Genomic DNA, 17,959 nt, shown 5'->3' with positions numbered 1-17,959 from the left:
GCGCAGCCCCTCTTCATCCCCTCCACCGTACGCCCCAACTCCCGCGCCCCGCAGCCCCGTCCATCCCCCGAAACAGCACCGGGCCCCACGGATTCAGCGCCGGGGGCCTGGCATGAGGTATGGTGATTCCGCGTTTCCGACACCGGTCCAAACCGTCCGAATCGGCGTCTTACGCGGGTGTAGTTTAGTGGTAGAACATCAGCTTCCCAAGCTGAGAGTGCGAGTTCGATTCTCGTCACCCGCTCCATATTGAAGCCCCAGGTCAGCGGCCTGGGGCTTGTTTGTTCGTGAGCCGTTCCGGCGTTCTTCCGGGAGTTTGGCACCTGAGGATTGGGCACGCGAAGGGCACGAGCGCTTCGGGTAGGGCCTTACACGGACTCATCGTCATGCCGTAGCGCACGCGATGACCTGCGATTTCGCGCTGCGTAGGACGCGCTTTGAGCGCAGGAAGCCCTCAGCTTGCCATTCCTCGAGGAACTTCGCGGGAAGGTTCGCCACGTGAGTAAACCCCGAGCCTCTGCAGGCGACTACGCTGCCGCGCTGCCCTGATCACCGCTCGCCGGCATCCGCACCGTGTGGTCACCGAAGTCGGCAACCAGGTCCAGTCGGCCGCCGAGTGCCTCCACATTGCGCGCGACGATGTCGGGAGTGGCGACCTCGCCGTGCTCGATCTGGGACACACGAGCGATGCTCACCCCCATCCGAGCCGCGACGTCCTTCTGTACCAGGCCGTACTGCTTGCGTGCCTCAGCCAGTTGATGCCCACGGGCTTCCGCCAGGAGGCGGCGTGATCCGGTTTCCACCTCGGCGGGCCCCACGCCGGCCGAGTACAGCTCCTGCTCCAGGGTCTCCCGGCCCTGAGGGGCCTTCTTGGGCATAACTACTCCTCTTGGGCATAACTACTCCTCAATCCTCCGTGTCGCCGGTGTAGTCGCAGTAGAGCTGTTCAGCCAGCGGAATGTTGTCGCGGTACCAGCGTCCCGGTTTCCAGCCTTGTCGCCTCCGAGCAGCAGGAGGGCCGAACGCGTCGGGTCGAAGGCGAAGACGATCCGGATCTCGGACCGACCGCCCGATCCCGGCCTCAGCTCCTTGAGGTGGTGCAGCTCCGACCCTTTGAGCCGATCCACGAGGGGACGCCCTAGAGTGGGGCCCGGCTCACGAAGGGCAGCAACCGCCTGGGCCACCTGAGTGGCCGAGCCGAGGTCTTCCTTGATCAGCCGCCTGAACCATTCCGCGTACTCATCGGTGACCTTGACGCAGGTGACCTTGGCACAGCAGAACGCGGACAGGGGCCGTCGACGACGCCTGAAGGGGTTGCCTCGTGCTCGCGACCAGCCAGTCCACCCGCCCCTGTTGCCGATCACTCACGCCGCCCACGATCACCGCCCTCGCCGACCAGTGGACGGCCGATGGAGGTGCTACCCCTGTCCGGGGGCATTGAAGTTGATCCTGGAGAAATCACGTCCTTGCACGACCGGGCCGCTCTGCTTTCCGCCGCTCACGGTGTTTCTTGTGTCCCCGTCCCCACTCTGCGGCGCCTGCGCCTGCCGTTGCCACTGCATCAAGTCGGCCCCGAACAAGGGGTCTCGCTCGGCGCGGTAACTCAGAGCTTCACTGAGCGCTCGCGCCCGCTCCACGTCATGGGGCGCCTCAGCCAAGGCCGTCAGTTCGGCTTCGCCGGTCGACGGGCCTGGTAACCCAGTGGCTTCATCTGCCTGCTCCCTCCGCAGCAACCCGCGTAGGGAATCCCAGAGTTGCCGCCCCATCTCACCGCCCGTTCCGGTCGCCACCGCCACGAGAAGGCTCGCCGAGATCGGATCCACGCCTGTACCCCCAGATACTCAACGGAGTCGAACGGACCGGAGCATCATCGTCTCAGAATCGGGCGGTCGCCGGAGGGGTCGCCTCGGCCGCATCCGGGGCCGGTGTCCGGTACCGAACCGCTAGTCGGCGGTAAGGACCGGACACCGGGTCCCTTATATGCTTTGGTGGGACGATCCCAGTTTTTGCACGACTACGCATGCAATGCAAGTCAATACAATTGCAGCAGGGATCAAGCGTCTCACGAACTTCGTGAAGCTTTCGCGCATTTTCTTCTTTCGGCTCAGCTGGCGGCAGTGAATTTTTGACTTGTGGTCAAGGAGAAGGTCAAGCCTGGATTGCAGGCCCAGATGCCCCCGCGCGACAGGACCCTAGCAGTTCATCGGCCAGGCGCAGGCACCAACGGAATAATAGTTGGATCCCGCGACACTCCGCCCTTTATTTGCCTACGCGGTAGCTTCCCCCCGCAGTTCAGCAAGCACCCCCGCCGCACGGGCCTCTTCGGCAGAAGCGCCCAGTTTGCGGCTGACGACCAGACTCGCCTCCAGATGAGCCACAGCCTCAGCCGTGCGCCCCGCATCCCGTTCGGCCAGTGCCAAGTCGTAGAGCATGTCGACCTCTTCACCTGCCGCATGAATGGCACGTGCCACCTCAAGTGCGGCGACGTGCTGCTGCAGAGCCTCCTCCGTGCGGCCGGCGGCACGGTACGCCCTGCCGATTCTCGTGAGCGCGATGGCCTCCGCACGCCGGTCTCCAACGTCACGCAAAACCGGAAGAACCGTGCCGTACAAAGCAAGGGCTTCATCGGTCCTACCGAGCGTGGCCATGACCGACGCCAAATTCATTTGCAGCGTCGCCTTGTCTCTGGGGTTTCCCATACGCTCCGCCACTGCCATCGCCTGCCGGTAAGCGACCTCTGCAGCCTCTGGGTGTCCAGTTTTTTTATGCACTTCCGCCGTATTGTTCAGCGCGCTATACCGCCCTCGGTCGTACCCTATTGCCGTGAAATCAGCGAGGGCAGAATTGAAGCATGCCAATGCTTCTGCGTTCTCCGCGAGGTGGAGGTGAGTTATTCCCAGCAGGTTTTTACAGCGCGCGATCCGAAGCACACCATTCGTTTGCAGAAGAGAATTAAGGGATTCTTTCTGAAGTGATCGAGCCAGCGTGTACTGACCTGTCTGCCACAGGGAGATCGAAAGTTGGTGAATACCCTCGCTCTCCAGTTCCCGATCCTGCAGAGACCGCGCGACATCAGCTGCCTCGCGCGCGGCCGAGATCGCCTCGTCGTAGCGGGAGCCGTGGGCGTACACCGCGCAGAGGTCGAGCAGGGCTCGCGCCCTGGCCACGCTGTCACCTGCGGCGTCCCAATGAGTGGCGGCGCGCCGCAGCAACGGCTCGGCCGCGGCAAGGTGTCCCTCCATGTCCAGAAACCCCGCCAACACGTGGACGGAAGCAGCTAGTTGACGTTCTGTGCCATGATTTACAAGCCAGTCCAAAGTGTCCAGTAGATTTCTCGACTCGGCGATCAACCACTGCTCTGCCGACTGTGCGTCGACGATTTCCGGACAGGGCGGAGTCGCAGAATCACCGGCATCGAGATCCGTGCGGGAGCGGAAGGGGTATGCCAGCCGGTCAGCCCGGTCCGCCGTATGGACGTAGTGATCCACCAGGCGTTGTGCGGCCTGTCGGACATCGCCCTCGGAATCGCTCTCACCAACCTCGATCAGCGATCGCGCGTAGTCACGCAGAAGATCATGCATGGTGAAACGGTGTGGAGTGGACTCGGACACAAGGGAGTGAGCCAGAAGTTCCTCGAGTACGCGTTCGGCCGCTGCGAGGGAAAATCCCGTAAGCGCAGCAATGGCGCATGCTCCGAACTCCACCCCCACGTGCATGGCGATGCGGCGGAAGACCAGCTGCTGCTCGGCATTCAGCGCGTCGTACGAGATCGCAAAGACATGTGCCAACGTCCGGTCCACGTCGCGCAGTTGCGCCAGATGACCACCATCGCCGCCGCCCAGCTGGTGCAATAGGTCGGACGTGGCCCACGAGGCGCGGGCGAGCAACCGGCTCGCGGCGATCTCGATCGCCAGCGGAAGGTATCCACATATCCGGACGATCTCCGCTACATCCGACGGATTGGTGTCGCGTCCTCTCTCCAGTCTCTGTGTGAAGAGCGCCGCCGCGTCCTCGGGCGGTAGCACGTCCAGGGAGACCGGCCGTACTCCGGGCAGTCCGGGCAGCTGTCGGCGGCTGGTCACGACGACCGCCGTCGGGGAAGCCCCCGGAAGCAACGGACGGATCTGGGCGGAGGAGGTCGCGTCGTCGAGGATCACCAGCATCCGGCGGTCACGCGCAACCGATCGCCACAGTGCGACCAACTCATCAAGCTCGCGCGGTAGATCCTTGGTTGCGATGCCGAGCAGCCGCAGCAGTTCGGTGAGTGCCCGGGCCGGGGTCAGCGGCTGGTCACGACGACTGCCCAGGTGAAGGAAGACGCGCCCGTCCGGGAAACGGTCCCGTAGCCGATGCCCCAGGTGGACAGCCAGGGCCGACTTACCGACACCGCCCATTCCGTGGATTGCCTCGACAGTGACGACGTCCGAGGCTCCCTGTCTCTCGCGGAGCGCTGAAGTCAGCTGTCGTAGTTCGTCGCGCCGTCCGGCCCACGGAACATCGCGTGGGAGGTTGTCCGGTACCCGGCGCGTCGGTTGCGAGGCCGCCTTCTCGTCGGCTCCGGCACGAGGGAACAGGGCCGCGGCAGGGGTCCCTGCCAGGATTCCCTGGTGGACTCGGTGCAGCCCGCGGCCGGCATCGAGGCCGATGTCACGGACGACACGCTGCCGGGTCCGCTGGAGCAGTCTGGTCGCCTCGGCCGTCCGGTTGCTGCCGTACAGAGCGACGGCCAACCGTTCGGCCAGGGCCTCATCCACGGGATGCGCCTCGGCCAACGGCAGGAGCACGGGAACGGCGTCGGTGAACTTGCCTCCGTCGAGGAGGATCTCAGCTCTCGTCATAGCGGCCACGAGACCGGTCTCACCGATGGCGGCGCGCAGATGCTCGGCCCAGGATCCGGTGATCCCGGTCAGCGGTTCACCGTGCCACAGACTGTCCGCCCGGTTCAGCAGGCGCAGGGCGGCCTCCCCGTCCCCGCTGTCCCTGAGGGGACGGGCTCGTTCGACGCAGCTCGTGTAACAGCGCAGGTCCACCCGGGCTGGGTCGATCTCCAGGGAGTACGAGTTCGTGCGGCTGACTATCGCCGGTGCGTCGCCCCCGGCAATCCGCAAGGAGCCTCTGATCCGTGAGATGTGAGCGTAGAGCGCCTCCCTGGCCTTGCCTGGCGGATGCTCGTCCCAGATGCGGTGGATCAGGGTGTCCACGCTCACCGTACGACCCGCGTCCCAGGCGAGGGCGGCCAGCGTGATCTTCGTTTTCGTCGATCCGAGATCACTACGGCGGCCCGCTGCCCGAATCTCCACCGATCCCGAAAGCCTGATCTCGAACTCCACCAGCGTCCTCCCGCCGGTAGGACCTGTGATTGCCGAGCATTCGAGGATGTCATGGCCATGGCATGATCGACCATAAGAGGACGCAATGTGCTCAAGGTTGACCGATTAATAACCCTATTTGGTTCACGCCTTGTCCGGAGCGGGAAGTGACTCCCGGGGAACCGAAAGGAATTGCGGACGTGCGTGGTTTTTCCTCGGACGGACTGGGGGCATTACTGTCGGCCATGGCCTCCTGCGGCGCCGACCCGGGATCTCCCGCATGGCGCGATCTGGCCCGATTGGTGGACACCGCGGCCCGCGCGGACCCGTCGGTTGCCCGGCTCTGGCCCCAACACACCACAAGGGAACAGCCGGCCGAGGCAGCACTCTGGCAGGATCTGGCCCAGGAGCTCCACGCGTTGGCCTCGCGCGACACAGCGACCCAGCAAGCGCTGGCCGAGTGGTTGCGTCACCATCCTGGCCCCGCCAACGTGCCACCCGTCCCCACCCTCTCAGCGACTGCCAACGTCATCAGCGGCGATTCCGTGCTCCACGGCCCCAGCGTGCAGGCTCGGGACATTCACGGGGGCGTCCACTTCCATCCGCCCACCCCAGCACCCCTGCCCCAGCTTCCCGTGCCTCGCCAACTGCCGCCGGTAACCGCGCGGTTCATCGATCGGGAAGCCGACCGACGGGCCCTGAACGCTCTGCGTACCCAGCGGCCGGCTCACGCACCGCAGGTCCTGGTGGTCAGCGGACTCGCGGGTATCGGCAAGACCACCTTCGCCATCCACTGGCTGTTCGAGCACGCCGGCAGTTTCCCCGACGGTCAGCTCTACGCCGACCTGGGCGGACAAACCACCAGCGGTGAAGGCGGACCCGTCTCGCCGGCCGTCGTCCTGGAGGCTTTTCTGGTCGCACTCGGTGCGTCCTCCGTGCCGACCGGGCTCGCGCAGCGGAGCGCGCTGTGGCGTTCGATGACCTCGGGGCTGCGGCTGGCCGTCCTCCTGGACAGCGCGTTCACGGCTGCTCAGGTACGCCCGCTCCTGCTCGGTACGCCGACCGGCCTCACCGTGGTGACCAGCAGAAGCAACCTGACCGGACTGCGCGTCGACGGCGCGTCCGTCCACCGGTTGGAGGGACTCCCCGCCGAATCTGCCGTCGAACTCCTGGCCGTCGGGGGCGGGACGCGCGTGGTGCGGGAGCCGGCCGCCGCGCGTGAAGTGGTCAGACTGTGCGGACGCCTGCCTCTGACAGTGGCTCTGGCCTCCGCCCAGCTCGCCCTGCGCCCCCACCGTTCCGTGTCCGCTCTGGCCGACAGCCTGTCCCGTGGCCAGGGTGCCGTCGACACGCTGCGCGTCGACGGGGAGGCCGTGATGCGGACGGCGCTCGACATGTCGTACGACATCCTTCCGGACGAGAGTCGTGCGCTGTACCGCCGGATGGGACTGTTGCCCGCGGATCGCCACGACCTCTCGTTGCTGACCGCCCTCGCGGGCGAGGAGGGGGAATCGCGTGACACCGTCGCCACCGCCGACATCGCCGTCCACGCTCTCATGGAGGCGAATCTCCTGGAGGAGACGGGTCCGGGCACCTATCGACTCCATGACCTCGTCCACCCGCACGCCCGTCGGCTCGGCGAAGAGCTGGAGGACCCCGACCAACACGAGCGCACGCTGCGCTGCTTCGTCGACTGGGCCCTGTCCACCGCGGCTTCGGCAGAGAGCATCCTCGCGCCCAGCCACCGACTGCCAGGGCACGACCTCCCCACGGAAGCGGCGCCTGCGACCCCACTCGACGGTCCCGAGGGGGCACTCGCCTGGCTGGACACACACCGCAACGGTCTGATGGGCGCGGTGCGGCATTCGGCTCGGGTCGGCTGGCACTTCTCCTGCTGGCGTCTGACAGACCTCATGTGGCCCCTTTTCCTCCGATTTCGTCCGTCTGAGATGTGGCTTGAGGCACACCGTCTCGGTCTCGCAGCGGCTCGCCGGAGCGGATCGAGGCAAGGTGAGGGCCGCATGCTCACTTCTGGCGCGATCGGTTTGCGCAACGCCGCGCAGTATTCGGAAGCGGCTGACTGGTACCGGCAGGCTCTGGAGATGGCCACGGTCGACGGTGACATACGCCAACAGGCGCAAGCAGTGAACGGATTGGGTCACATCGGGCTCCGGACCCACCGACTCGACGAGGCACGCGACCACTTTGAGCACGCCCTGCGGTTGAGGGAGTCGATCGGCTACCGTCGCGGAGCCGCCCTCTCCCGGAGGCGCCTCGGCGAAACCGCTCTGGCCAGTGGTGACCTGGCCACGGCCGCCCAGCAACTGCGCCGCGCCTGCACCGAACTGGACTCGCTGGGAGAGACGTACGAGGCGACCCGCGTCCTAGCTCTTCTCGGCCACGTACTGGACCGAAGTGGGGAGCACGACGGAGGCGCCCGGTACTTGCGGGAGGCACTCGCGTGCTTCCGGGCGGGCGACGCCCGGTCCGAGCACTGGGAAGCCCGCTGCCTGGAATGGCTCGGCCAGGCCGCCGATGCGCTTGGTGATCATGAAGAATCGGTACGCCAATACGAGGCCGCCCGGGATCTCTTCCGGCGTCTGAGCCCCGAGGACGCGCAACGCCTGGACGACCGGCTACGGCGGCCGTGATCGCCGCCGCAGCCGACCGTCCCGCGGGTCAGCGACGCGGCATCGGGGAGACGGAACACAGCGCGCGGGGCGACCCCCCGGTCACCGCCCAGGCGTGGACTACCGAAACGACCGCGTGTGGTGGGAGCGGGACATCGAACCCGTCCTGCTCCGGCCGTACGAACGCCACAGCGCCTCTCCGGTCCCGTACCCCGACGAGACACATCGTGGCCGTCCCAGGTACGGCGGCGGCAAGGCATCCCGGATGGTCCGCCAGCAAGTCGTACACCCGTCGGTGAGCCGACTCTGGCGGCAGCGGCACACGGCTCACGAGCGCATCGGCATGTTCCATGAGCTCTGTCCGTTCCGGGCTATCCGCGTCCGCCCACAGGAGCACGTCGCAGAGCAGCATGCCTGGGGCGTGTGAGCATGAGGACGGATACGAATACGGCTGTTGCCCCGCGGACGAGAGCAGCGGGTCGGATCGGACGAGAGCCGAACCGTGCGCAGCATCCGAACGCCAGACGACGAAGGACGATCGACCGTCCAAGCCGTCACCACGGGGTGCCTCGTCAGTCTGTGCCCCACAGAAGCACACTGTGGCCCATGCGGCATACGGCTCCGGGGTCACGTGCCGGTCGCTCACAGTGCCACTCCGCTGCCGACGGAGATCTCCCACCTCGTCAGTGACGGCGGAGGCGGAGGCGGCGTGACCAACGGTGGACGGGCGGGTTCTCCCAGCCCGAGCATGCGGTAGACGACCGAACGCATCCGTCGGTGGAACTGACCCGGCGCCGACGACAGCGAGGCAGCAACATCTTCGTACTGTTCCGGACGGTGCAGCTGTGCCGCATACTCCAGTTGCTCCGCCAGCGGGTACACCGGAGAGACCACAGGCGCGGCGGCGGACAGCAGCGCCGCCGGGGAGCAGGCCGACACCTCACGTCGAGGTCCGGCCGTCAGCAGCATCGTCGCCTCTGTGAGCGTGCCGTACGCCGTCAGTGATCCGTGGTCGCCGATGATCCAGTCGGCCGCGATCAGCAGCGCCTGCCAGTCGGCTTCCGGAGGGACGACCACGATCCCCCGGCTCTGGCAGCAGGACAGCCAGCCGTGCACCTGACGGGTGCCGTGACCCGCGAACACATTGGGATGAACCAACATCGCGACGCGGTAGCCGTCACCCGGCAGCTGGCTCAGCAGCTGTGGCAACAGGGAGTCGAGCCGCCCGAATGTCGACGTCGGCCCCCAGGTGGACGTGACGACCACGAGCCGCTGCCCGTCCTCGATTCCCAGCTCCCGGCGGTAGAACTCACGCCTGGGCCTGCCTGCCGTAATCCGGTCGACGCACGGATCGCCTACCACGCTTGCCACCGGAAGTGCTTCCGGGCAGGACCGGGCGAGTTCCTCCAGACTCCGGTCATGGGCGTAGACGATCGCCGCCGGGACCAGTCTCCCCTCGTGCAGCAGGTGCTGGCGGCTCAGCATCCCGGGCGACCTCCGCTCTCCGGGCGTCAGCGTACTGACGTCGGTGAGCAGCTTGATGTGTCCTGCCCCGTGGGAAATGCGTACGACCGGAGTCCGCAGTTCGTGCACTCCGCGAAAGCCCGCCACAAGCGCAAGGTCGAACTCGGCCCGCAGGGCCTCTTTCCAGGGCACCGCAGTGATGCCCAGGCTCTGCAGGAACTCGGTGGCTCCGCTGCCGAAGGCATGTGGTGCGACCGTGAAGACCAGTTGAATGCGCAGGTCGGTCTCCAGCAACCCGAAGACCTCACGCAATCGTTGAGCGAAGGTCACCGTGTGCACGACCACCAGGACCCTCTTGCAGTCCCGTACCGTCAGCCAGTGCCCCTGCTCGATCAGTGCTGGTTTCGTCGTTCTAACAGACACGCGATCCCCCATCGCTCGTCGCTGCGTACAACAGACGGCAGGGGGGTTCCCTGGACGCACGACGCTTCCCTTGCATATCCCTTGCAACACCCTTGCCCTGGCGTGTGGGCGCACGGCAGGAAGTGTCGGGTCTGCGAGCAGGCGGTGGAAGGTGGGGCGGGGCGTGGGCGGTTGGAGCCGGCATCACGTTCCAGGCCGATGTTGAGGCTCTGGCGGCCGAACCGGCCAAGCCAAGAGCGAAGCCCGTTCGTGCACGCGCTCTGCCGATCATTCTTCGGGGCCGTGCCCATAGCGTGCCCGTAAGGGCGGACAAGCACGGTCAGCAGTGGTGCCATCAGACGCTCACTGCTGCCGCAGCACAACGAATCTGACCAGGTCAGCGGCCATACGGCCGCCCAAGCGCCGTCGCTTCCCAAGCTGAGAGTGCGAGTTCGATTCTCGTCACCCGCTCCATGCATTCCATGCAAAGCCCCAGGTCAGGAATCTGGGGCTTTCGTTTTGCCTGGAATTTGCAGAGTAAGCATCTGGGGCCGGTGGCAGAGCCGTTCGGGGGGCCGTCGCCGAATTCGCCGGATTCGTGACTCGAGGATCTCGGCCGACCGGGCTCAGCCGCGCGGACGGCCGGTGCGGGTCAGCTCTGTCGTTTGAGTTCGCGCACGGCCGCGGGCAGCGCGAGGCACAGGGCGAAGGAGGTGGCGAAGCCTCCTCCCCCTGCCAGAACGACATCAGTCGTGTCAACGCCTGACCGGAGGACCAACAGGCTCACGAAGAGTCCGACCACCATGGAGCAGGCGACGTACAGCGCCAGCCACAGCTGCCACGTACGTCCGGAGCGCGCTGTCGATTCAGGCATGGACTCGATCCTTTCGAGGGCACGAGCGAGAAGGAGTAAGGAGAGGGGGACGCGTAGAGGGAGATTCAGAGGTGACAGGCCGTCACATCGGCTCGACCGAGCCGTGCAGCAGGTGTTCGGCGAGTTCGGCCCGCAGCCGATCAAGTGCCGAGGCGTACGAGGCGTAGGCGTCGGCGCGTCGGCCGAGTTCACCGAGGAGATCCACGCTCCGCCGCTGCTGTCCGAGCGGCGGACAGCGCACGGGAAGGTGGCCCAGAGCCGCAGAGCTCAACGAGGGGGCCGCCGTGGCTGCCGCGCGGTCGGACATCCACTCGCGCGCGTAGCGGAGGCTCAGGTAGGCATGGAGGTACAGGGGGTCGATCTCGACATTCGGGCGTACACGCAGACGCATCACGTTCGAGCTGAGCAGTCACCCGGCCTGTGGGCCGGAGACCAGCGCGGGTTGCTGCTGCGCACCCGTGCGCACGCAGACGATGTCGCCAGGGAGCAACTCGAACTTCTTGAAGCGCTCGGCCGTCTTCCACGGCACGCGGTTCCGGGTTTCGTCCGCGATCCTCCCTTCAACGAGATCCTGCGGGAAGACGAGCGGAATGCCGGCGTCCGCTGTGCGTGCCACTGCTGGTAGACGGGTGTAGGACGGGCCGGGTTGGATCTCGCACAGATTCTTGAGCACTGTCTCGTTCCAGCCGCCGGGTCCCGTACCCGTGCGATAGCCGTTTCCCGATTCCCCCACTCGCCGCTCCAGCAGACGAAGCGTGTCCGCATGCCTCGCCGCCTCCCCGACGGCTTCGCGCGATGGGGCCACGCCGGGTCGATTATGGGGGTTAACAGAAATCTCGGGTCAGTCTCCTCGCACGTCACTTGCGTGCATGGCTGCAGAGCACGCGTGATCGCCGGGTTGCACCGACACAGACGCCACGGCTTCTTGGTGGGGCCGTCGCACGGCGGACGGACCCACCCGCGCCCGCGGGGTGGGACAGTACGCTGAGCCCAGCGGGATCGGGCCCGCCGCACAGTGTCCGGGAGGCATGTCATGACGGCCGAGATGGTGGCCCCGGCGTGGATGCATGAGCAGATCACGGCGGAGGAATACGAGTCGTGGTCCGAGGAGCAGTGCGCCGGTATCGAGATCGTGGACGGAATGGTCGTCGTGAGCCCCAGCGCATCCAAGCGGCACAACCGGCTGGCCCGGCTCCTGGCGAACTCCCTGGACGCCGCCGCGGGCCCCGACTGGAACGCCGACACAGACTTCGACGTCCGACTGCAGGACGTACCCCTGACCAACCGGCGCCCCGATGTGATCGTCTACCGCGCTGACACGATCGACGTCATGCCCACCCGGCCCGAGCACGTACTGCTGGTGGCCGAGGTGGTGTCGCCCGGCTCGGAGACCACCGACCGGATCGTGAAGGTCGACCAGTACGCCAAGGCGGGCATCTGCTTCTACTGGCGGATCGAGCAGGCCGCGACGGGCACACCGCTGGTGTATACGTACCTACTCGACCCCGCGACGAAGACCTACCGGGACGGAGACGTGTTCACTGGGGTCGTGAAGGTCGCCGCCCCCTTCACCGTGGAGATCGACCTCAGCCAGGTCTGAAACGGCCGCAGGGCAGGCAGAGGGGCTGCGGCGTACGCCCCAAAGGCTCCTGTGCTCGTGCGCGAAAGCAACCGAGACTCCTCGATCGACCGGAACACGGAGGCGTAGAGCCTGCGCGGAGCCTCCGCACCTCTGGTCGGACCGCTCGGCGATGCCATGCCCACCGCGTGCCCTTCAGAGCGGGCAATCACGGTCGACAGGGGTGCGTCCCAAAGGACCACACCATCATCGTTGAGCGTGTGCCCGCAGGTCAGAGGCAGCGCGACCACTCGAGCGCCGTCGCTTCCCGAGCTGAGAGTGCGAGTTCGATTCTCGTCACCCGCTCCATGCAAAACCCCCAGGTCAATGACCCGGGGGCTCTTTGTTGTCTGGGCCGGTGGGCGGGTGGCGCACCACAACCGCACCATAAGGGCCGGGCAACCGCACCATAGGGGCTGGGCTTTGGCTCAATCGGATTGTGTGACCGGGGACCGCATTCCGAGCCACTGCTCAGCGTCCCAGGCCCGGAACCGCTCTGCCTCGGTGAACCCCAGCTTTGCCGCGAGGCGCATCGAGGCGACGTTGGCGGTCTGGGTGGCGAGCACCACCGGCTCGCCGGGAAGGACGCCGTCGAACCAGTCGAGTGCCGCCGCGCACGCCTCGGCGGCGTATCCGAATCCCCATGCCCGCGGCAGGAACAGGTAGCCGAGATCGGCCTTCCCCGCAGCAGCCGGGCGATGGTGCTCCGGTGCTCGCCTGAGCAGAATCTGGCCGATCATCGCCCCGTCGAGATCGACGACGAAACTCCCCGGCCATCGCTCGGGCACCTCGGGCATCTCGCGCTCAAGCTCGTCATACGGCCGGGGGCCTCCGAGGTAGGTGTGCACCTCCGGCGAGGCGAGCAGCTCGACGAACGCCGCCCGGTCTCGGGCCTCGGACTCGCGGAGCACGAGCCGTTCGGTTCCGATCGGGGCAGGTGGCCAGGCCACGGGTCCGAGTCCAGTCATGGCGGGCAACCTGTTCCTCGCCCACGAGAGCGATCCGAAAGAGCAGGCGGCGCCGGCCGCCGCGATCTGGCGCAACTGGGCAAACCGACGCCCCGGACAAACGATCCCTCACCGCCTACGACCACTCAAAACCCAGGAATCAATCATCTAGGGTGACCGCATGTCGCTGGTGGGAAGGGACGTCGAGTCAGCGCGGATTCAACGCCTGCTGACAAATGCGCGCGACGCGCGCAGCGGCGTGCTGGCGTTACGGGGCGCAGCGGGCATCGGGAAATCGGTCCTTCTCGACCACGCTGTGTCGATCGCCGAAGCCGAGGGCAGCATGCGCGTGGTCCGGGGGGCAGGGGTCGAGTCCGACTCCGAGTTGGCGTACGGCGGTCTGCACCAACTCCTGTTTCCGCACTTGGATCGGCTGGATGCCCTGCCCGCTCCCCAGGCCATGGCGCTGCGGTGCGCTTTCGGGCTGGCCGAGGGAGATGAAGCCAATCGGTTTCTGATCTCCGCCGCGACCCTGTCGCTGCTCGCCGATCTTGCCGAGGATGCCCCTCTGTTGTGTGTGGTCGATGACCTGCAGTGGCTCGATCAGGGTTCCGTTGAGGCGTTGTTGTTCGCGGCCCGCCGTTTCGTGGCCGATCCGATCGCGATGCTGATCGCGGTGCGCGAGACGTCGGTGCCGTTCGAAGTCGCAGGGGTCGAGGTCGTGGATCTGTCCGGCCTCGCCGCGCTCGATGCCTCCCGGCTGCTCGACGACCACGCACCGGAGCTCATCGAACCGGTGCGGAACCGGGTCCTCGCGGAGTCCGGCGGCAATCCCCTGGCGATCATCGAGCTCGGGTCGTCGCGGCTGGCGGCACGCGATGTCGACGAGTCCGACCCGGCCGAGCAGGTCGGCCCGCTGCCGGTCACCCGCCGCGTGCAGGAGACATTCCGCCGCCAGATCGTCGGGCTTCCCGAACCCACCCAACGCGCGCTTCTGGTGGCGGCGGCCGACACGGCGGCGCCGCTTGCGACGATCCTGCACGTGATCGAAGCGCTCGGTGGCGTCCTCGGCGACCTGGCGCCCGCCGAACGCGACCGGCTGCTCCGGATCGACAGCCGGATCACCTTCCGCCACCCTCTGGTACGGGCAGCCGCCTACCAGGACGCGCCACTGCACCGGCGGATCGAGGTACATCGCGCGTACGCGGATGCGCTGGGTGCCCAGGCCGATGCGGACCGCCGCGCCTGGCACCTGGCTGCTGCCACCACCACCCCCGACGAGGCGGTGGCCGCCGAACTCGAACGCGCGGCGGAGCGGGCCTGGCACCGCGGCGGCGCGATGGCGGTGTCCGCCGCGTACGACCGCGCCGGCCGGCTGAGTGCCGACCGGGAGCTGAAGGCCCGGCGTATAGCCCGGGCCAGCCAGGCCGCGTTCGATGCCGGCAAGGCCGACCGCGCCGCCCGGCTGGCGGCCGAAGCACTCTCGCTCGCCACCGACCCCGGCATCCGTGCCGACGCCATCTATACGCGCGGCGCCGTGGAGTACGAACGCACCTCGCCGCGGGCCGATGCGGAGCTGACGATCGAGGCCGCCGCGCTGGTGCGCGACATGGATCCGGAGCGCGCCGCGCTCACGTTCTTCGAGACGGTGCACGCCGCCCGGCACGCAGCGGCGCCCGACCTGCTGCAGCGTGCGGCGGACCTGATGCGCGGGTTCACCCCGCCGGAGCCCTGGGCGCCGGTGGTCGCCGCCCTTTTCGGGTGGGCGGAGCTCCTGGCCGGACGCCCGGAGCCGGCCGTCGGCCCGATGCGCGATCTCCGCACCGCCGCACCCGGCGGCGGGAACGATCTGATGCATCACATCACGGCAGGGTTCGGCGGTCTCATGATCGCGGACGACGACGCCGTCATCGCCGGGACCGAGGACATGCTGGCCCAGGTGCGGGCCACCGGCGCGTTGGGGTGGGTCCCGTACACGCTGAACGTGCTCGCCGTGGCGCGGCTGTTCCGCGGCGAGTTCGCGGACGCCCGCGTGTGTGTGGCGGAAGGCGCATCCGTGAGCGCCGAACTCGGGAACACGACCGAGCGCCTGGCGCACCGGTCGGTGGAGGTGTGGCTGCACGCCGTGTCGGGTGACGAGCCACGCTGCCGGGCCCTTGCCGAGGAGGTGCTCCCGCGAGCCCGAGCGCGGCACCAGGTCAATGCCGAGATCGCGGACTGGGGACTCGGCATGCTCGACCTCTCCGCCCGGAGGTTCGGTGAAGCATGCGACCGGCTCGAGAGAGTGTCCCGGGGACCTGCGAGCCGCGACCTCCTGATCCGGGCGGTGCCGGACCTGGTGGAGGCCGCCGTGCGCAGCGGCGGGCCGGATCGCGCCCACGGACCCCTGGCAGCGTTCCGGCACTGGGCCGAGCACGTCGACCGCCCGGCCGCCACCGGGCTCGTACTGCGCTGCCGGGCCCTGCTGGCCGATGACGGCGACGCCGACGCGCTGTACACCGAGGCGCTGCGGCTCCATGAGCGGCACGGCGGCCCCTATGAACATGCCCGTACGCAGCTGGTTTACGGGGAGTGGCTGCGCCGCCGGCGCCGGCGTGCGGAGGCCCGCGCCCATCTCGCGGCGGCGGTGTCGGGGTTCGAGGGTCTCGGCGCGGAGCTCTGGGCCGAGCGTGCGCGCGGCGAGCTGACCGCCTTCGGCGAGCGGGGCGATGAGCCTCGGCACAGCGGGCCGCTCGCCCTGTTGACCCCGCAGGAGCTGCAGGTCGTACGGCTGGCCGGCACCGGTCGTACGAACAAGGAGATCGCCGCACAGCTCTTCCTCAGCCCACGGACCGTCGGGCACCACCTCTACAAGGCGTATCCGAAACTCGGCGTCAACGGTCGCGCCGAGCTGGCCCACCTCGTCCAGTGACCGACGCCGGTCGTCGGTTTCCCGGACACCAGTCACGATGACTGATTCGTCAGCGCTGAGCCCCGCCTAGCGTTTCCGGCATCCAGGCAGCGGCCGCCGGCCGCCGGCCGTACGACGAGGAGACGACAATGACGAAGTACTTCCTGAGCCTCCCGCACGACTCCGCCGAGGAGCCGACGATGGAGGACATGGACCCCGCGGAGCTGCAGGAGTTGATGGCCGCGGTCGGTGCGTTCAACACCGCCGTTCAGGAGGCGGGCGCGTTCGTTACCGCTGGAGGCCTGCAGCCCCCGTCGAGCGCGACCACGGTGGACTACTCCGGAGACAGCCCCGTCATCACACCGGGCCCGTTCGTCAAGGCCGATGAGTACCTCGGTGGCTTCTGGATCATCGAGGCCGAAAACGACGACGTCGCGATCGAATGGACCAAGCAGGCCTCGCGTGCGCTGCGAAGCCGGGTCGAGGTACGTGCCCTCCAGGAGGAACCCGCTGCATGACGGTCCGGCCGAAGGCGCTCGGCGGTCGTGTCGAGGTCCGCGCACTGCAGGAAGCACCGCGGGGCTGAACGGCAAGTCTTCGCAGCCTGGCGACGATCACATCACGAGCGGATCCTCCAGCCTCGCCTCGTGTGCGAACGCAAGGACAGCCGGCCCGGCCGACGGCCGACCCCCCGGACCTGCGCCGCCCCGGATCCCACGGACATCCGCCGGACCCCTGAACCGGCCGCGTGCCCACAGCGTGCCCTCAACGAATCCACGCAGGTCAGCAGCTGTGAGCAGGGGCACGTCCGGCCGCCTCGGCCGGGGAGGTGGGATCGGGTGGCGGTCCGTCCAAGTCCCCCCGCTGCTCGCTGCGTTGTCCGGGAACCACACCGGGATTGTCCTTGATCGGTAACGGGCGCATCCGGTGGGCCACCGCTTCTCGTCCTGCCAGATGGTCGCAAGGCGACCGAGGGATCGGCGAGGGACTGTGTGAAAGCGGGGCGGACATGGCGCGGCACGGTGGCGGGCGGGGCTGGTACGGCAAGGTGCTCGGCGCGGCGCTCGGGGTGGCGTTGGTCGCCGCCGGTGCCTCGACGTGGAGCGCGCAGGCCGGCCCGTCGTCGGAGGCGAGCGTCTCGGCCAAGCCGGCCGGTGACGTCAAGCCGGTCGCGGTGACCATCGTGCACGCCTCGGACAAGGGCGCGCGCGGAGTCAACATCACCATCGACGACGGCCCCGACCCGGTGTGGACCCCTCAAGTGCTGGACGTGCTGCGGGAGTACGGGGTGAAGGCCACGTTCTGCATGGTGGGGACGCAGGCGCAGGCCCACCCGGACCTCGTGAAGAAGGTGGTCGCGGCCGGGCACCGGCTGTGCGACCACTCGGTGTCGCACGACACCACCATGGACAAGAACTCCCAGGCCTACCAGTCGAAGCAGATCCTCGACGCCGAACGCATGATCACCGAGGCGTCCGGCGGCGTACGGCCGATGTACTACAGGGCGCCCGGCGGTGCCTTCACCCCGTACAGCCGCACGCTCGCCGCATCCCGCGGGATGCGCCCGCTGGGCTGGAACGTGGACACCAAGGACTTCGAGCGGCCGGGCACCGACGCCATCGTCGCCACCGTCGAGCGGGAGCTGCCCAACGGGCCGACGCTGCTCTTCCACGACGCGGGAGGCGATCGCACCCAGACCGTCGAGGCCCTGCGCCTGATCCTCCCCCGGCTCAAGGAGCAGGGCCACTCCTTCGGCTTCCCGGTGCACTGAGCCCCGGCCCCGGCCCCGGCATCGGGTCGGGTGAGAGCCGGCCCGAGTCCGGCG

At 67.9% G+C, this 17,959-nt stretch carries 13 protein-coding genes, 2 tRNA genes and 1 pseudogene; 8 read left to right on the top strand and 8 right to left on the bottom strand.

Going from position 1 to position 17,959, the window contains the following annotated elements:
• Positions 1-173: 173 nt before the first annotated feature.
• Positions 174-247 (top strand) — tRNA-Gly (locus OG718_RS29480).
• Positions 248-527: 280 nt separating this feature from the next.
• On the opposite strand, the gene OG718_RS29475 is transcribed toward OG718_RS29480, so the two are convergent.
• The 3 genes and pseudogenes from OG718_RS29475 to OG718_RS29465 form a co-directional block, all read right to left on the bottom strand.
• On the bottom strand, positions 528-878 hold the full coding sequence (locus OG718_RS29475; RefSeq protein ID WP_328845619.1) for a helix-turn-helix domain-containing protein: 351 nt from the start codon (positions 876-878) through the stop codon (positions 528-530).
• A 28-nt stretch (positions 879-906) separates the two neighbouring features.
• Positions 907-1,289 (bottom strand): annotated as a pseudogene (locus tag OG718_RS29470) (type II toxin-antitoxin system RelE/ParE family toxin).
• 978 nt (positions 1,290-2,267) lie between these two features.
• The gene (locus OG718_RS29465) at positions 2,268-5,330 is read right to left on the bottom strand and encodes an AfsR/SARP family transcriptional regulator (protein WP_328845618.1); all 3,063 of its coding nucleotides are present in this window, start codon (positions 5,328-5,330) and stop codon (positions 2,268-2,270) included.
• A gap of 179 nt (positions 5,331-5,509) precedes the next feature.
• Here OG718_RS29465 and OG718_RS29460 point away from each other — a divergent pair, with 179 nt between their 5' ends.
• Together OG718_RS29460 and OG718_RS29455 are read left to right on the top strand one after the other, a co-directional pair.
• Complete coding sequence (locus OG718_RS29460; RefSeq protein WP_328845617.1) at positions 5,510-7,960, top strand: tetratricopeptide repeat protein; 2,451 nt, start codon at positions 5,510-5,512, stop codon at positions 7,958-7,960.
• A gap of 94 nt (positions 7,961-8,054) precedes the next feature.
• Positions 8,055-8,366, top strand: a complete 312-nt coding sequence (locus tag OG718_RS29455; protein ID WP_328845616.1) for a hypothetical protein — start codon at positions 8,055-8,057, stop codon at positions 8,364-8,366.
• Positions 8,367-8,581: 215 nt separating this feature from the next.
• Here OG718_RS29455 and OG718_RS29450 read toward each other — a convergent pair whose 3' ends face one another.
• The 4 genes from OG718_RS29450 to OG718_RS29435 all read right to left on the bottom strand — a co-directional run bounded on the left by OG718_RS29450 (position 8,582) and on the right by OG718_RS29435 (position 11,412).
• Positions 8,582-9,838: a hypothetical protein gene (locus OG718_RS29450; protein ID WP_328845615.1), complete on the bottom strand. Its 1,257-nt coding sequence runs from the start codon at positions 9,836-9,838 to the stop codon at positions 8,582-8,584.
• A 619-nt stretch (positions 9,839-10,457) separates the two neighbouring features.
• Positions 10,458-10,679 carry a hypothetical protein gene (locus tag OG718_RS29445; protein WP_328845614.1) on the bottom strand — a complete coding sequence of 74 codons (222 nt, stop codon included), beginning with the start codon at positions 10,677-10,679 and terminating at the stop codon, positions 10,458-10,460.
• Between the two features lie 82 nt (positions 10,680-10,761).
• A complete protein-coding gene (locus OG718_RS29440; protein ID WP_328845613.1) occupies positions 10,762-11,070 on the bottom strand; it encodes a hypothetical protein in 309 nt (102 codons plus the stop codon).
• An 18-nt stretch (positions 11,071-11,088) separates the two neighbouring features.
• On the bottom strand, positions 11,089-11,412 hold the full coding sequence (locus tag OG718_RS29435) for a hypothetical protein (RefSeq protein ID WP_328845612.1): 324 nt from the start codon (positions 11,410-11,412) through the stop codon (positions 11,089-11,091).
• Positions 11,413-11,712: 300 nt separating this feature from the next.
• Here OG718_RS29435 and OG718_RS29430 point away from each other — a divergent pair, with 300 nt between their 5' ends.
• Together OG718_RS29430 and OG718_RS29425 are read left to right on the top strand one after the other, a co-directional pair.
• Positions 11,713-12,279 (top strand): Uma2 family endonuclease, encoded by a 567-nt coding sequence (locus OG718_RS29430; RefSeq protein WP_328845611.1) that lies wholly within the window; start codon positions 11,713-11,715, stop codon positions 12,277-12,279.
• 235 nt (positions 12,280-12,514) lie between these two features.
• Positions 12,515-12,606, top strand: a tRNA-Gly gene (locus OG718_RS29425).
• Positions 12,607-12,725: 119 nt separating this feature from the next.
• Here the strand turns inward: OG718_RS29425 and OG718_RS29420 are convergent.
• Positions 12,726-13,265: a GNAT family N-acetyltransferase gene (locus OG718_RS29420; protein WP_328845610.1), complete on the bottom strand. Its 540-nt coding sequence runs from the start codon at positions 13,263-13,265 to the stop codon at positions 12,726-12,728.
• Between the two features lie 160 nt (positions 13,266-13,425).
• On the opposite strand from OG718_RS29420, the gene OG718_RS29415 reads away from it, so the two are divergent.
• The 3 genes from OG718_RS29415 to OG718_RS29405 all read left to right on the top strand — a co-directional run bounded on the left by OG718_RS29415 (position 13,426) and on the right by OG718_RS29405 (position 17,905).
• Positions 13,426-16,155, top strand: coding sequence for a helix-turn-helix transcriptional regulator (locus OG718_RS29415; protein ID WP_328845609.1), 2,730 nt, complete (start codon positions 13,426-13,428; stop codon positions 16,153-16,155).
• Positions 16,156-16,283: 128 nt separating this feature from the next.
• Entirely contained in the window at positions 16,284-16,652 is a 369-nt protein-coding gene (locus tag OG718_RS29410; RefSeq protein ID WP_143641531.1) for a YciI family protein, read from the top strand.
• 491 nt (positions 16,653-17,143) lie between these two features.
• Positions 17,144-17,905 carry a polysaccharide deacetylase family protein gene (locus OG718_RS29405; protein ID WP_328845608.1) on the top strand — a complete coding sequence of 254 codons (762 nt, stop codon included), beginning with the start codon at positions 17,144-17,146 and terminating at the stop codon, positions 17,903-17,905.
• The last annotated feature ends 54 nt before the right edge of the window (positions 17,906-17,959 follow it).

The organism is Streptomyces sp. NBC_00258, from assembly GCF_036182465.1.
GTDB lineage: Bacteria > Actinomycetota > Actinomycetes > Streptomycetales > Streptomycetaceae > Streptomyces.
This window is presented reverse-complemented; position numbering and strand designations above follow the sequence as displayed.